We start from the raw sequence: 15,324 nt of genomic DNA on the forward strand, positions 1-15,324 counted from the left end.
CCGCGCCCTGGAACAGGGGCAGCACCACGTAGGCCAGGAAGAAGAAAATCAGCGTAATGGCCGCCAGGACGGCGAGGCCGCCGACCAGCACGTACCAGCGGGTCAGGCGATCCTTGAGCGCGCGGATGCGACGCTTGCGTTGCAACTCAGGCGTATTGAAATCAATGCGCTTGGGAGGGGAAGTCGTAGTCATTGTGGAGTTGGCCAGATCATTCATGCGCACACCCTAGCGATCCTGTATGACAGAAAGATGACAGTGAAGTGACGCAACAAATCCGCCGCCAGCTAGAAGCGGCAGCGGACGGAAAATTCGTGTCTGTGGGAGCGGGCTTGCTCGCGAAGGGGCCAGCCCATTCGACATGGATGCCGACTGATCCACCGCATTCGCGAGCAAGCCCGCCCCCACAGAGAGCCCGGGCGTTGGCCCGGGCTCAGGTATTACTGCTTGGCGACGTTGCCGCCTTCCTGCAGACCCAGGTCAGCCAGTGCCTTGGCGGCGACTTTGGCAGGTACCGGGATGTAGCCGTCCTTGACCACGACTTCCTGGCCTTGCTTGGACAGGACCAGCTTCACGAACTCGGCTTCCAGCGGGGCCAGAGGCTTGTTCGGCGCCTTGTTGACGTAGACGTAGAGGAAACGCGACAGCGGGTACTTGCCGTTCAGGGCGTTTTCTTCGGTGTCCTCGATGAAGTCAGTGCTGCCCTTCTTGGCCAGGGCCACGGTCTTCACGCTGGCGGTCTTGTAGCCGATGCCCGAGTAACCGATGCCGTTCAGCGAAGAGCTGATCGACTGCACGACCGAAGCCGAGCCTGGTTGTTCGTTGACGTTTGGCTTGTAGTCGCCTTTGCACAGGGCTTCTTCCTTGAAGTAGCCGTAGGTGCCGGATACCGAGTTACGACCGAACAACTGCACTGGTTTGTTGGCCAGGTCACCGGTCACACCCAAGTCACCCCAGGTTTTCACATCGGCTTTGGCGCCGCACAGACGAGTGGACGAGAAGATCGCGTCGACCTGTTCCATGGTCAGGTGCTGGATCGGGTTGTCCTTGTGCACGAATACGGCCAGGGCGTCCACGGCAACCGGAATAGCGGTTGGCTTGTAGCCGTACTTCTGTTCGAAGGCCTGCAGTTCGTTGTCCTTCATCTTGCGGCTCATCGGGCCCAGGTTGGCGGTGCCTTCGGTGAGCGCGGGCGGCGCGGTGGAGGAACCGGCGGCCTGAATCTGGATGTTTACGTTCGGGTATTCTTTCTTGTAGTTCTCGGCCCACAAGGTCATCAGGTTGGCCAGGGTATCGGAGCCGACGCTGGAGAGGTTACCCGACACACCAGTGGTCTTGGTGTAGCTCGGGATCGCAGGGTCAACAGCGGCAACCGCATTGGCAGTCGCGACGCCAGCAGCGACAAAAGTCATTGCCGCCATCAAACGCTTCAGTTTCATGCCTTACTCCTAGCAGATAGGTGTGTTAAGTCGGCCAAGTATTGGTAAGCCGTGTGAACACTCTATGGCTGAAATATGACAATTGGATGAAAGGCCAGCATTGAGTTTTACAGGATGATTCATGCCGCCCCAATCGCGAGCAAGCTCGCTCCCACAGGGGATTTGCGCTGAACGCAGCCCTCTGTGGAAGCGAGCTTGCTCGCGATGAAGCCCGTGCAGTCAGCGAAAGATTCGGACCTAGCGCCCCTTCTTCCAGAGATAACCGCCCACCACAATCCCTATCCCGCAAATGATCGCCACGTAATACGCCGGTCCCATCGGGCTCTCTTTCAACAGCAAGGTCACGATCATCGGCGTCAACCCGCCGAAGATCGCGTAGGCCAGGTTGTAGGAGAACGACAGGCCGCTGAAGCGCACCACGGCCGGGAACGCCTTGACCATGACGTAAGGCACCGCGCCGATGGTGCCCACCAGCAGGCCGCTCAGCGCATAGAGCGGGAATAGCCAGTCGGGATGGTCGAACAGGCTGTGATAAAAGGTCCAAGAGGTGATCAGCAGCAACCCGCTACCAAAGACAAATACCCGCCCGGCGCCGAAGCGGTCGGCCAGCACGCCGGAGCCGATGCAACCAAAGCTCAGGAACACGATCGCCAGGCTGTTGGCCTGCAACGCGGTGGTCGGGCTGAAGTGGTAAACGGTCTGCAACACCGTCGGGGTCATCAGGATGATCACAATGATGCCGGCCGACAGCAGCCAGGTCAGCAGCATCGAAATCGCGATGGCGCCGCGATGATCGCGCAGCACGGCCCGCAGCGGTATTTCCTCGGCCAGGGCCTTGCGCAGTTGCAGCTCGGCGAACACCGGGGTTTCGTGGAGCCAGCGGCGCAGGTACACCGAAAACAGACCGAACACACCGCCCAGCAGGAACGGGATCCGCCAGGCGTAATCCGCCACTTCCACCGGCGTATAAAGGCTGTTGATGGCCGTGGCGACCAGCGAACCCAACAGAATCCCCGCCGTCAGGCCGCAGGTCAGGGTGCCGCAGGCATAGCCGATGTGGCGCGCCGGAACGTGTTCGGAAACGAATACCCAGGCCCCCGGCACTTCCCCGCCGATGGCCGCGCCCTGGATCACTCGCATCAGCAACAGCAGGATGGGCGCCCACATGCCGATCTGCGCATAGGTGGGCAACAGGCCCATGATCAGGGTCGGCACAGCCATCATGAAAATGCTCAGGGTGAACATTTTCTTGCGCCCCAGCAGGTCGCCGAAGTGGGCCATGATGATCCCGCCCAGCGGCCGGGCCAGGTAACCGGCGGCAAAAATGCCGAAGGTCTGCATCAGGCGCAGCCACTCAGGCATTTCGGCAGGGAAGAACAATTTGCCGACCACGGTGGCAAAGAACACGAAGATGATGAAATCGTAGAACTCCAGCGCACCGCCCAAAGCTGAGAGCGACAGGGTCTTGTAATCGTTGCGGGTCAGTGGACGCGCTGGTTGTGCGGGCGTCGCCGTGCTCGAAGGCGCAGTGGTCATGGCAAGGGCTTCTCTTATAGTCGATTCTGCAACCCTGGCAATACGGGTTGGGGCCTGGGCAGGTCCGGCACGATAGCAAATTGTTCGAAAAAGCACATAGAGGCGCGTATTTGATAGTCGAAATCAGAACCGAGTGGTCGTCTCGACGTCTATCGCCCGATATACTCGCAACCTTGCAGTACTCTGTAAGGGGTTGCTGTGCGAAAACGTCGTTGGTGGCGTAGTACCAGAACCAGCCGGTTTCGCAGAGTTTCCCTTTGGCACGCCTTTACGAAAAACGTGACGAACGCAGTATGTTCGGGCTGAATCGTTTTTTTCAAAGACGGCTATTCACCTGAAGTACCAGACAGCGTTACGGGTCAGAGGCCCCCCGGCATGATAGAGCTCGAACAAGAAGATCCAATCCCGCAAGGCGACCTGGCCCTGCAAATCACCGCACTCCCTCGCGAGACCAACGGCTTCGGCGATATTTTCGGTGGCTGGCTGGTGTCCCAGATGGACCTGGCCGGCACCGCCATGGCCAGCAAGGTGGCCGGCGGACGCGTGGCCACCGTGGCGATCGATCGCATGGCGTTCCTGGTGCCGGTGGCGGTGGGTGCGCAGCTTTCCTTTTATACCCAGGCGCTGGAAATCGGCCGCAGCTCGATCCAGATGATGGTCGAAGTCTGGAGCGACGACCCGCTGTCCAGTGAATGGCGCAAGGTGACCGAGGCGGTCTTTGTCTTTGTCGCCATCGACGGCAGCGGTCGTACCCGCTCGGTTCCGCCGCGCGCCCGTTAAACACGGCGGCCGTTTTGCGGTCCATTGCAGTCCCTGTTCCCGAGCGAGATTTGCAACATGCCTACGCCCAACGTCGAAGCGGTCAAACTGGATGAACTGAACGCCTGGCGCATCCGTCACGGTCAGGCCGAGCTGCTGGTGGCCCAGCAAGGCGCGCACATCCTCAGTTATCAAGTGGACGGCCAGCCGCCACTGATCTGGCTCAACGACCAGGCCACGTTCAAGGCCGGCAAGAGCATCCGCGCGGGCGTGCCGGTGTGCTGGCCGTGGTTCGGCAACCTGACGCGCAACCCCGACAGCGTACAGGCCATGCGCGTGAGCAACGACCCGGCCACGGCCCACGGCCTGGTGCGGGCGATGGATTGGGAATTGAAGGGCATCGAAACCGAAGGCGAGAGCCTCAAGGTGGAATTCGTGCTGCCCTACCCTGAAAACGGCCTCTCGGGCTGGCCTCATCAGGTAGACCTGACGCTGACTATCGTGATGGACGAGCAACTGCACATCCGCCTCACCAGCCATAACCGTGGCAGCGAAACCGTCAGCCTCAGCCAGGCGCTGCACAGCTACTTCGCCGTGAGCGACGTGCGCAACGTGCGGGTCGAAGGGGTGGATGGCTTGAGCTACATCGAGACCCTGGACGACTGGAATACCCACACCCAGGCCGGCGACCTGACATTTGCCAGCGAGACCGACCGCATCTACCTCGATACCCCGCCGACGCTGAGCATCATCGACCCGCACTGGGAACGACGGATCGAACTGACCAGCAGCGGTTCGCGCTCGGCGGTGATCTGGAACCCCTGGACCGAACGCGCCAAAGCCTTCAGCGACATGGCCGACGATGGCTGGCAGCGCATGTTGTGCATCGAGACGGCGAATGTGATGGACGACGTGGTGACGTTGTTGCCCAAGGCCAGCCATACCCTTGGCGTGAGCATCTGCAGCAAGCCGCTCTAAGCCCCACCAAAAATCCCCTTGTGGGAGCGAGCCTGCTCGCGATAGCGGTCTATCAGTCAATGCAGATGTTGACTGTCAGTCCGCTATCGCGAGCAGGCTCGCTCCCACAGTGGATCTACGCCAAATTTACTGGCACCTACAAATCCGCCTCCTGCACCACCCTCACCTTGTCCGCGTCCAGCGCATACGCCGCGCTCGCCAGGTCGTTGTCGACCTTTTCGATCTTCAGCGTGCCCGTCACCCAGAGCGGCGTGTAGATGTCGTCCAGCTTCAGGCCCTTGGGATAGCGCACCAGCACCAGTTGGTTAGGCGGCGGTGGCGGGACGTGGATGCAGGCGCCTGGGTAGGGCACCAGGAAAAACAGCGTGCTGCGGCCCCTGGCGTCGGTTTCCAGCGGCACCGGGTAACCGCCGATGCGGATGTGCTTGTCGTTCATCGCCGCCACGGTCTTGGTCGAATACATCACCGCCGGCAAGCCCTTGCTTTGCTTCAGGCCGCCTTTTTCAGTGAAGGTGCCGTTGGCTTCCGGGGAGTTGTGGTCGATCTCGGGCATGGCCTCGAGGGCTTTCTGGTCCGACTTGGGCATCAATTCGAGCCAGTCGGTTTCCGGCAGCTCGGCAGCATGGGCCAGGCCACTGCCCAGCAGAAGAAGGGTCAATACTAGACGGCGCATGAAAGGGCTCGGCAATGAATGGAAAGTGAAACGCCGAGCATTCTAGCCCCCTCTGCTCGCCACGCGGAGAGGGCCTTGCTGCATTTGGATCAGTTTCTTTTGATCAGGCCGTAGATCACCAGCAACACGATCGCGCCCACCAGGGCACCGATGAAACCTGCGCCTTGGCCGGCCTGGTAGATGCCCAGGGCCTGGCCGCCGTAAGTGGCCGCCAACGAACCGCCGATACCGAGCAGGATGGTCATGATCCAGCCCATGCTGTCATCGCCCGGTTTCAGGAAGCGCGCCAGCAGGCCAACGATCAAGCCGATAAAGATGGTTCCGATGATTCCCATGGCATTTCCCCTCTCATTGAGTCGCTAAGCCAAAGCCCGGTCAGGCCTTGGCACTTAGCCATGAGAAAGATTAGCCGACGAATGGTTCCACCGCCGTTCCAGATTATTGTTCGGCGATCAGCGCCTCGACCTTGATGATCTGCTGGGCCAGTGTGGCCCGGTCAGCGCAGCGCAGGTTGGCGTGACCGACCTTGCGCCCGACCTTGAACGCCTTGCCATAGTGGTGCAAATGGCAGTCGGCAATCGCCAGGACCTTGTCACTGTCCGGAACCTTGCCGATGAAATTGAGCATCGCGCTTTCACCGACCTTGGCGGTCGACCCCAGTGGCAGCCCGGCCACCGCCCGCAGGTGGTTTTCGAACTGGCTGCACTCGGCGCCTTCGGTGGTCCAGTGCCCGGAGTTGTGTACCCGTGGTGCGATTTCGTTGGCCTTGAGGCCGCCGTCCACTTCGAAGAACTCGAACGCCATCACGCCGACATAGTCCAGTTGCTTGAGCACCCGGCTGGAGTAGTCCTCGGCCAGGGCCTGCAACGGATGATCGGTGCTGGCGACGGACAGCTTGAGGATGCCGTCCTTGTGGGTGTTGTGCACCAGCGGATAGAAGCGGATTTCACCATCGCGGGCGCGCACGGCGATCAGCGAGACTTCCCCGGTGAACGGCACGAAACCTTCCAGCAGGCAGGCCACGCTGCCAAGCTCGGCAAACGTACCGACCACGTCTTCAGGCTTGCGCAGGACTTTCTGGCCCTTGCCGTCGTAACCCAGGGTACGGGTCTTGAGCACGGCGGGCAGGCCGATGGCGGCGACAGCGGCGTCCAGGTCGGCCTGGGACTGAATGTCGGCGAAGGCCGGCGTGGGGATGCCCAGGTCCTTGAACATGTTCTTTTCGAACCAGCGGTCACGGGCGATCCGCAGGGCTTCGGCGCTCGGGTAGACCGGAACGAACTGGGACAGGAAGGCCACGGTTTCGGCCGGGACGCTTTCGAATTCGAAGGTCACCAGATCGACTTCATCGGCCAATTGGCGCAGGTGATCCTGGTCGCCGTAGTCGGCCCGCAGGTGTTCACCCAGCGCCGCGGCACAGGCGTCCGGCGCCGGGTCCAGGAAAGCGAAGTTCATCCCCAGCGGCGTACCTGCCAGGGCCAACATGCGGCCCAACTGGCCGCCACCGATTACACCGATCTTCATTCGTCAACAACCTCAGGCAATGCGTGGGTCTGGATTGTCCAGGACGCTGTCTGTCTGCTCAGCGCGGAATTTTTTCAGCACGGTATGAAACTGTGGATGCTTGGCGCCCAGAATGCTCGCCGACAGCAGGGCCGCGTTGATCGCGCCGGCCTTGCCGATGGCCAGGGTCGCGACCGGGATACCGGCCGGCATCTGCACGATCGACAGCAACGAGTCGACGCCCGAGAGCATCGACGACTGGACCGGCACGCCCAGCACCGGCAGGTGGGTCTTGGCCGCGCACATGCCCGGCAAGTGGGCCGCGCCACCGGCACCGGCGATGATCACCTCGATGCCACGTGCCTCGGCCTCTTCGGCGTACTGGAACAGCAGGTCCGGGGTACGGTGGGCGGAGACCACTTTTACCTCGTAAGGGATGCCGAGCTTTTCCAGCATATCGGCGGTGTGGCTAAGGGTGGACCAATCGGACTTGGAGCCCATGATCACGCCAACCAGTGCACTCATCGTCGTGCCTCTTCTCTCTGGGCGCCCGCAGGCGCGTCAAAAAACAACAAGCCACGCAGGAAACCGGCGTGGCTTGTTGTACGAATTATGGCCGGGCGAACCGACCGAAGGCCGGGCAGTATACCGAAAATGGTGCGTTAAACGCACTTTCGCCGACCATCTGTCATTTGGGGTGAAGTGGCGGTTTTATTGACTCGAAGGTCAGCGAACCAACAACGCAAATCCCTGTGGGAGCGAGCCTGCTCGCGAATGCGGAGTGTCAGTCGTGTAGGTGGCGACTGACCCACCGCTATCGCGAGCAGGCTCGCTCCCACAGGGTCTTCGTCATGCTCAGGGAGCGGCCACACCCTGCGCCGCACCGCCCTCGAGCTTGCGCCACAGCAACCGCACATTGGCCTTGCGCACCAGGGCGCAGCGGTACAGGCGGATCTCCAGGGGCACGTGCCATTGTGTGCCACCGCAGATCACCAGTTCGCCCCGGGCCAGTTCGGCGCGTACGCTCAGGTGCGGCACCCAGGCGATGCCCAGGCCTTCCAGGGCCATGCTTTTCAGGCTGTCGGCCATGGCCGTCTCGTAGATCGTGGTGAACCGCAGCGCCCGCTGGCGCAACAACTGGTTGACCGAACGCCCCAGGAACGCCCCGGCGCTGTAGGCCAGCAGCGGCACGCTGGACTCGCCCTCAAGATCGAACAGCGGGTTGCCATTGCCATCGGCGGCGCATACCGGGAGCATTTCGGTCTGGCCCAGGTGCAGCGACGGGAAGATCTCCGGGTCCATCTGCATGGCCGAATCCGGATCGTAGAAGGCCAGCATCAAATCGCAGCCACCTTCACGCAGGGCGTGGACGGCGTCGCCGACGTTGGTCGCCACCAGCCGAGTGGCGATGTTCATCCCTTCGTTGCGCAGTTGCGCGATCCAGCGTGGGAAGAAGCCCAGCGCCAGGGAGTGGGCGGCGGCCACCTGGATGACTTCGCCCTGCCCGCCTTCCAGGTGATGCAAATGGCGCAGCACTTCGCCCAATTGCTCCACCACCGTGCGCGCCGTCACCAAGAACAACTGCCCCGCCGCCGTCAGCTCGACGGGCGTACGGGAACGGTTGACCAGGGTCAGCCCCAGCGCAGCCTCAAGGCTGCGAATTCGCCGGCTGAATGCCGGTTGCGTCACGAAACGCCGCTCGGCCGCCTGGGAGAAACTGCGGGTCGCGGCCAGGGCACTGAAGTCCTCGAGCCACTTGCTTTCAAGATTCATCACGTCCTCCCCTACACGCACCAAAACAGGTCACACGTTCGCCGCACCGTCGGCGTCACACCGACATTATGCCGAATATGCATAGGCCAGTGTTTAACAGCATTGGCCGTATTTTTTCCCAGAGCCTAGGATCCACAGCGTTCCGGCTCAGACCGGGTCCTTATCGAGATGATTTCCGTCATGTCCTCCGCTGCATCATTCCGCACAGAAAAAGACCTGCTTGGCGTACTCGAAGTACCAGCGCAAGCGTATTACGGCATCCAGACCCTACGAGCGGTAAACAACTTCCGTCTCTCCGGCGTCCCGATCTCGCATTACCCCAAGCTGGTGGTCGGTCTGGCAATGGTCAAACAGGCCGCCGCTGACGCCAACCGCGAACTGGGGCAGCTCAGCGAAGCCAAGCACGCCGCCATCAGCGAAGCCTGTGCACGATTGATCCGCGGCGACTTCCACGAAGAATTCGTGGTGGACATGATCCAGGGCGGCGCCGGCACGTCGACCAACATGAATGCCAACGAAGTCATCGCCAACATCGCGCTGGAGGCCATGGGCCACCAGAAAGGCGAGTACCAGTACCTGCACCCCAACAACGACGTGAACATGGCGCAGTCCACCAACGACGCCTACCCGACCGCGATCCGCCTGGGTCTGCTGCTGGGTCACGACGCGTTGCTGGCCAGCCTCGACAGCCTGATCCAGGCGTTCGCGGCCAAGGGCGAAGAATTCAGCCACGTCCTGAAAATGGGCCGCACCCAGCTGCAGGATGCCGTGCCGATGACCCTCGGCCAGGAATTCCGCGCCTTCGCCACCACCCTGAGCGAAGACCTGGCACGCCTGAAAACCCTGGCGCCTGAACTGCTCACCGAAGTGAACCTGGGCGGCACCGCCATCGGCACCGGCATCAACGCCGATCCGCGCTACCAGGCCCTGGCCGTGCAGCGCCTGGCGACCATCAGCGGCCAGCCGCTGGTGCCAGCCGCCGACCTGATCGAAGCCACCTCCGACATGGGCGCCTTCGTGCTGTTCTCCGGCATGCTCAAGCGCACCGCGGTCAAGCTGTCGAAGATCTGTAACGACCTGCGCCTGCTGTCCAGCGGCCCACGCACCGGCATCAACGAAATCAACCTGCCGGCCCGCCAGCCAGGCAGCTCGATCATGCCCGGCAAGGTCAACCCGGTGATCCCGGAAGCGGTCAACCAAGTGGCATTCCAAATCATCGGCAACGACCTGGCCCTGACCATCGCGGCCGAAGGCGGCCAACTGCAACTGAACGTGATGGAGCCGCTGATCGCCTTCAAGATCTTCGACTCGATCCGCCTGCTGCAACGGGCCATGGACATGCTGCGCGAGCACTGCATCGTCGGCATCACCGCCAACGAAGCGCGCTGCCGCGAACTGGTCGAGCACTCGATCGGCCTGGTCACCGCCCTGAACCCGTACATCGGCTATGAAAACGCCACCCGCATCGCCCGTGTTGCCCTGGAAAGTGGCCGCGGCGTGCTGGAACTGGTGCGCGAAGAAGGCTTGCTCGACGACGCCATGCTCGACGACATCCTGCGCCCGGAAAACATGATTGCTCCGCGTCTGGTCCCGCTCAAAGCGTGATCGACACGGCCACCGCTCACCAGGTCGAGGGACTAGACACCTCTCACCTTTTGAGGGCTTGGGGATCTTCCCCAAGCCCTTTTTTTAATTGATAGCAGCCAGGGATGACCGAACCTGTGGGAAGGAACCTGCTCGCGATAAACGACGACACGCTGCCCGTTGTAAACCGTGTCGCCAGCCAACGCGAGCAGGCTCGCCCCCACAAGAACCTGACCGTAAGGCCAGGTGTTCCAAAGGGTCCGTTTCGTCGGACGCACCACAACTGTGCAGACGGGCATCGCACTGATAGGTATAGTGCCGCCCCTCTTCGCATGAGCGGTCGTCCGCAACGAGACCCTTAAACATGCGAAAACCGAACTAATAACAAACCCGCGAAAATGGACCGGGACGAAACTTCGCCTCATCTGTCGGGCCGCGCGCCGACCGGTGTAACGCGATATTTCCAAAGGGCCAGCATTTGCTTAAACAAAAAACAGCGAGGAATACTCATGCTCGAAGTCATCAACGACTTCCTATCAGGGAAAGTGCTGATCGTGCTCATTGTCGGGCTCGGTGGCTACTTCACGATCCGCTCGCGTTTCGTCCAGTTCCGTCACTTCTTCCACATGTTCACGGTGTTCCGTGAAAGCCTGAAAAGCAGCACTGACCAGCTCAGTTCCTTCCAGGCCCTGATGCTCAGCCTGGCCGGCCGTGTCGGCGCGGGCAACATCGCCGGTGTCGGCATCGCCGTGACCCTCGGCGGCCCTGGTGCGGTGTTCTGGATGTGGGTAACCGCCCTGGTCGGTATGTCCAGCAGCTTCTTCGAGTGCTCACTCGGCCAGCTCTACAAGCGCTGCGACTCCGAAGGCCAGTACCGTGGCGGCCCGTCCTATTACATCCAGCACGGCCTGCAGAAACGCTGGTTGGGCATGATCATGGCATTCCTGCTGCTGGTCACCTTCGGCTTCGCCTTCAACGGCCTGCAAGCCCACGCCGTGACCCACTCCCTGAACAACGCTTTCGGCTTTGACACCACCTACACCGGCCTCGGCCTGGCGGTGCTGCTGGGCCTGGTATTCATCGGCGGCATCAAGCGCATCGCCAAGGTTGCCGACCTGCTGGTACCGGTCAAGACCCTGGCGTATATCGCCGTGACCCTCTACGTGATCGTGCTGCAGTTCGAACATGTACCGGGCATGCTGGCGACCATCGTCAAGAGCGCCTTCGGTCTGGACCAGGCGTTCGGCGGCCTGATCGGCAGCGCCATCGTCATGGGCGTCAAGCGTGGCGTGTTCGCCAACGAAGCCGGCCTGGGCAGTGCGCCTAACGTCGCCGCCGTCGCGTCGGTCGAGCACCCGGTCGCCCAGGGCGTGGTCCAGGCATTCAGCGTGTTCCTGGACACCTTCGTGATCTGCACCTGCACCGCGCTGCTGATCCTGCTGTCGGGCTTCTACACCCCGGGTTTCGAAGGCGACGGCATTGCCCTGACCCAGAACTCCCTGGCAGCCGTCGTGGGTGACTGGGGCCGGATATTCATCTCCGTGGCCCTGTCGTTGTTCGTGTTCACCTCGATCCTCTACAACTACTACCTGGGCGAGAACAACCTGCGCTTCATGATCGGTGACAATCGCAAGGTCCTGATGGGCTACCGCGCGCTGGTCCTGGTCCTGATTTTCTGGGGCGCCATCGAAAACCTCGGCACCGTGTTCGCGTTCGCCGACATCACCATGACCCTGCTGGCGTTCGTGAACCTGATCGCGCTGTTCCTGCTGTTCAAGGTCGGCATGCGCATCCTGCGTGACTACGATGACCAGCGTTCGGCCGGCATCAAGGTTCCGGTGTTCGACTCCAGCAAGTTCCCGGACCTGGACCTGGACCGCAAGGCGTGGCCAGCCACCCCGTCGGCACCGGTTGCCAAGCCTGACGCCGCGACTGCTGGCGTGGCCGCAGCGCAACGCTGATCGGCAGGCCGATTGTAAAAAACCGGGCGCATCCCCTGCGCCCGGCGTGACACAGCGTAGGGTCGGCGTCATGCTCGGCCCTATGTTGTGGCAGCGAAGTAAAGCTGCCGTTTTCGTCCTCGGAGAACAACCATGAATTCCTCGACCTACCCTGCCGCCCAGCACGTCATGGTGCTCTACACCGGCGGCACCATCGGCATGCAGGCCAGCGCCCACGGCCTGGCCCCGGCATCCGGCTTCGAAGCGCGGATGTGCGATTACCTGCACAGCCAACCCGAACTCGTCGTGCCGCAATGGCGCTTCCGGGAGATGTCGCCATTGATCGACAGCGCCAACATGACCCCGGCCTATTGGCAGCAACTGCGCGAAGCGGTGGTCGATGCCGTGGACGTGCAGGGCTGCGACAGCGTACTGATTTTGCACGGCACCGACACCCTGGCCTACAGCGCGGCGGCGATGAGCTTCCAACTGCTGGGCCTGCATGCGCGGGTCTGCTTCACCGGCTCGATGCTGCCCGCCGGCGTGGCCGACAGCGACGCCTGGGAAAACCTCAGCGGCGCCCTGGTCGCCCTCGGCCAGGGCCTGGCGCCGGGCGTGCACTTGTACTTCCACGGTGAGCTGCTGGCACCGACCCGTTGCGCGAAGGTGCGCAGCTTCGGTCGCCACCCGTTCAAGCGCCTGGAACGCCAGGGCGGCGGCACCCCGGCGCCGACCCTGCCAGCGCAGTTGAACTACAACCAGCCCAGGCGACTGGCGAACATCGCGGCGCTGCCGCTGTTTCCCGGCATCAGTGCGCAGATCCTCGATGGCTTGCTGGGCAGCGGTATCCAAGGTCTGGTGCTGGAATGCTACGGCAGCGGCACCGGGCCGAGCGACAACCCGGCCTTCCTCGCCAGCCTCGAGCGGGCGCGGGACAGCGGCGTGGTGGTCGTGGCGGTGACCCAATGCCACGAAGGTGGCGTCGAGCTGGACGTGTATGAAGCCGGTAGCCGCTTGCGCGGTGTCGGCGTGCTGTCCGGCGGCGGCATGACCCGCGAGGCCGCGCTCGGCAAGTTGCAGGCATTGATCGGCGCTGGCCTGCCGGTGGAAGAGGTTCGGCGGCTGGTAGAGCTGGATCTGTGCGGCGAGCTTATCTGATACCCGGCAATCCCTGTGGGAGCGAGCTTGCTCGCGATCGCGGGCTGACAGTCAACTTCAGCGGCGACTGACACACCGCCATCGCGAGCAAGCTCGCTCCCACATTGGGTGTTGTGTCGAGCTTCCGATTTTCATCCGGCATATAACTTGCTCCGTTTCCAGCTTCCCCAGGCTGGAAACGGACATGCTTCATTCCCACCTCACCACCCTCAACGCCGTCTCGCTGGTACTGAGCACCTTCAAAAGCGAAGGCTTGCCCAGCGATGCCTTGTTGGCCGGCAGCGGCATCAGCGCGGCGGACCTGAGCCGGGCCGATACGCGCATCACCACCAACCAGGAGATGCAGGTCTGCGCCAATGCCGTGGCCCTCAAGCGCGACATCGGCCTGGAATTGGGCCTGCGCATGCACGTTTCGTCCTACGGCATGCTCGGCTATGCCCTGCTCACCAGTGCCACCTTAGGTGACGCTTTGCGCCTGGCACTGCGCTACCCGGCGCTGTTGGGAACACTCTTCGAGCTGAATCTGGACGACGATGGCGAGCACATCTGGTTCAGCGCCAACGATTATCGGGAGAGCCCGGCCCTGGCGGTGTTCAACGCCGAGTTCTGCATGGTTTCGCTAAAGGTGATCTGCAACGACCTCCTCGGCCATGCATTGCCGTTGCACGCCGCGCGCTTCGAACACCCGGCGCCCGACTACCAGGCGCGCTACACCGCACTCTTCGACTGCCCGGTGCGCTTCGACAGCACCGATAACGCTTTCGCCTTCGACCGTCACTGGCTCGACCAACCCTTGCCCCTGGCCGACCCCATCACCCATCACGCCATGGCCGAACGCTGTCGCCGGCAGAACACCGAATTCACCGGACGCCAAGCCTGGCTGGGACGGATCCGCCAGTTGCTCGACACCCAACTGGACGCCGCCCCCGGCCTGGAGGGCCTGGCCGAACAGATGAACTGCTCGGCGCGCACCTTGCGCCGCCACCTCAAGGACCTGGGCTGCAGCTACCAGGAGCTGCTGGACGAACTGCGCTTCGAGCGGGCCAAGCAGATGCTCTGCGAGGACCAATTGCCGATCTATCGAATCGCCGAACGACTGGGCTTCAGCGAAACCGCCAGCTTCCGCCATGCCTTCGTGCGCTGGAGCGGCGTGGCGCCCAGCCAGTTCAGGGCCTGAATCACCGCTACACCTTGAGGCCGGGGGGGTGTCTGGGCTGCCGCCATCGCGAGCAAGCTCGCTCCCACTGAGGATTGCCACTGTTCACAAATGTTGCGAGCAGCCCCACCCCTGTGGGAGCGAGCTTGCTCGCGATGACGACCCAGTCAGCGCCGCAAAAACGCCTGATGCAACGCCTCCACCGTCTGGAAGTGATACGCCGGGCGCTCGGTGCTCAGTTCTGCGTGGCTGCCAAACCCATACCCGACCGCTGCCGCATCCAGGCCATTGCTGTGGGCGCCGATCAGGTCGTGTTTGCGGTCGCCGATCATCAGGGTGCTGGCCGGATCGAGGCCTTCTTCGGCCAGCAGGTGGGCGATCAGCTCGACCTTGTTGGTACGGGTGCCGTCCAGTTCGCTGCCGTAGATCACCTTGAAATGCCGGGCGAAGTCGAAGTGGCGGGCGATTTCCCGGGCGAAGAGCCAGGGTTTGGACGTGGCGATGTACAACTGGCGCCCTTGGCCGCCCAAGGTTTCCAGCAGCGGCATCACACCGTCGAAGACACGGTTCTCATAAAGGCCGGTGACCTTGAAGCGCTCACGATAGAAATTCACCGCCTCCCAGGCCTTCGCTTCGTCGAAGTCATAGAACTGCATGAAGGCCTGCAACAGCGGCGGGCCGATGAAGTGCTCGAGGCGGGTGAGGTCGGGCTCGTCGATGCCCAATTTGCTCAGGGCGAACTGGATCGAACGGGTGATGCCCTCGCGCGGGTCGGTGAGGGTGCCGTCGAGGTCGAAGAGTACGGTTTGGTAATGCATGAAATTTCC

14 protein-coding genes are annotated in these 15,324 nt (G+C 62.3%); 6 read left to right on the plus strand and 8 right to left on the minus strand.

The window, feature by feature from the left end; genetic code table 11:
* Positions 1 to 438 precede the first annotated feature (438 nt).
* Both BLQ55_RS26675 and BLQ55_RS26680 read right to left on the minus strand, forming a co-directional pair.
* Positions 439 to 1,437, minus strand: a complete 999-nt coding sequence (locus BLQ55_RS26675; RefSeq protein WP_092204887.1) for a phosphate ABC transporter substrate-binding protein PstS — start codon at positions 1,435 to 1,437, stop codon at positions 439 to 441.
* Between the two features lie 237 nt (positions 1,438 to 1,674).
* Entirely contained in the window at positions 1,675 to 2,973 is a 1,299-nt protein-coding gene (locus tag BLQ55_RS26680) for an MFS transporter (protein ID WP_092204886.1), read from the minus strand.
* A gap of 375 nt (positions 2,974 to 3,348) precedes the next feature.
* Here BLQ55_RS26680 and BLQ55_RS26685 point away from each other — a divergent pair, with 375 nt between their 5' ends.
* Positions 3,349 to 3,753: an acyl-CoA thioesterase gene (locus tag BLQ55_RS26685; RefSeq protein WP_003177184.1), complete on the plus strand. Its 405-nt coding sequence runs from the start codon at positions 3,349 to 3,351 to the stop codon at positions 3,751 to 3,753.
* A gap of 57 nt (positions 3,754 to 3,810) precedes the next feature.
* Positions 3,811 to 4,710, plus strand: coding sequence for a D-hexose-6-phosphate mutarotase (locus BLQ55_RS26690; RefSeq protein ID WP_092258315.1), 900 nt, complete (start codon positions 3,811 to 3,813; stop codon positions 4,708 to 4,710).
* 136 nt (positions 4,711 to 4,846) lie between these two features.
* On the opposite strand, the gene BLQ55_RS26695 is transcribed toward BLQ55_RS26690, so the two are convergent.
* The 5 genes from BLQ55_RS26695 to BLQ55_RS26715 form a co-directional block, all read right to left on the minus strand.
* Positions 4,847 to 5,383: a DUF3299 domain-containing protein gene (locus tag BLQ55_RS26695; RefSeq protein ID WP_092258318.1), complete on the minus strand. Its 537-nt coding sequence runs from the start codon at positions 5,381 to 5,383 to the stop codon at positions 4,847 to 4,849.
* 89 nt (positions 5,384 to 5,472) lie between these two features.
* Positions 5,473 to 5,718, minus strand: a complete 246-nt coding sequence (locus BLQ55_RS26700) for a GlsB/YeaQ/YmgE family stress response membrane protein (RefSeq protein WP_003187057.1) — start codon at positions 5,716 to 5,718, stop codon at positions 5,473 to 5,475.
* A 103-nt stretch (positions 5,719 to 5,821) separates the two neighbouring features.
* Positions 5,822 to 6,907: a 5-(carboxyamino)imidazole ribonucleotide synthase gene (locus BLQ55_RS26705; RefSeq protein ID WP_092167679.1), complete on the minus strand. Its 1,086-nt coding sequence runs from the start codon at positions 6,905 to 6,907 to the stop codon at positions 5,822 to 5,824.
* Between the two features lie 12 nt (positions 6,908 to 6,919).
* The gene (gene purE / locus BLQ55_RS26710; protein WP_003196369.1) at positions 6,920 to 7,411 is read right to left on the minus strand and encodes a 5-(carboxyamino)imidazole ribonucleotide mutase; all 492 of its coding nucleotides are present in this window, start codon (positions 7,409 to 7,411) and stop codon (positions 6,920 to 6,922) included.
* Positions 7,412 to 7,741: 330 nt separating this feature from the next.
* On the minus strand, positions 7,742 to 8,659 hold the full coding sequence (locus BLQ55_RS26715) for a LysR substrate-binding domain-containing protein (RefSeq protein ID WP_092258321.1): 918 nt from the start codon (positions 8,657 to 8,659) through the stop codon (positions 7,742 to 7,744).
* A 180-nt stretch (positions 8,660 to 8,839) separates the two neighbouring features.
* Here BLQ55_RS26715 and aspA point away from each other — a divergent pair, with 180 nt between their 5' ends.
* The 4 genes from aspA to BLQ55_RS26735 all read left to right on the plus strand — a co-directional run bounded on the left by aspA (position 8,840) and on the right by BLQ55_RS26735 (position 14,518).
* Positions 8,840 to 10,264, plus strand: coding sequence for an aspartate ammonia-lyase (aspA, locus tag BLQ55_RS26720; RefSeq protein ID WP_003196363.1), 1,425 nt, complete (start codon positions 8,840 to 8,842; stop codon positions 10,262 to 10,264).
* Between the two features lie 488 nt (positions 10,265 to 10,752).
* Positions 10,753 to 12,204, plus strand: a complete 1,452-nt coding sequence (locus BLQ55_RS26725; protein WP_092204882.1) for an alanine/glycine:cation symporter family protein — start codon at positions 10,753 to 10,755, stop codon at positions 12,202 to 12,204.
* Positions 12,205 to 12,336: 132 nt separating this feature from the next.
* Positions 12,337 to 13,341: an asparaginase gene (locus tag BLQ55_RS26730; RefSeq protein ID WP_092258325.1), complete on the plus strand. Its 1,005-nt coding sequence runs from the start codon at positions 12,337 to 12,339 to the stop codon at positions 13,339 to 13,341.
* Positions 13,342 to 13,525: 184 nt separating this feature from the next.
* Positions 13,526 to 14,518 carry an AraC family transcriptional regulator gene (locus BLQ55_RS26735; protein WP_092204880.1) on the plus strand — a complete coding sequence of 331 codons (993 nt, stop codon included), beginning with the start codon at positions 13,526 to 13,528 and terminating at the stop codon, positions 14,516 to 14,518.
* Between the two features lie 146 nt (positions 14,519 to 14,664).
* Here BLQ55_RS26735 and BLQ55_RS26740 read toward each other — a convergent pair whose 3' ends face one another.
* A complete protein-coding gene (locus BLQ55_RS26740; RefSeq protein WP_092204879.1) occupies positions 14,665 to 15,315 on the minus strand; it encodes an HAD family hydrolase in 651 nt (216 codons plus the stop codon).
* Positions 15,316 to 15,324: the final 9 nt, after the last annotated feature.

It is taken from the genome of Pseudomonas sp. NFACC13-1 (assembly GCF_900104425.1).
Taxonomy (GTDB): Bacteria; Pseudomonadota; Gammaproteobacteria; order Pseudomonadales; family Pseudomonadaceae; genus Aquipseudomonas; species Aquipseudomonas fluorescens_AA.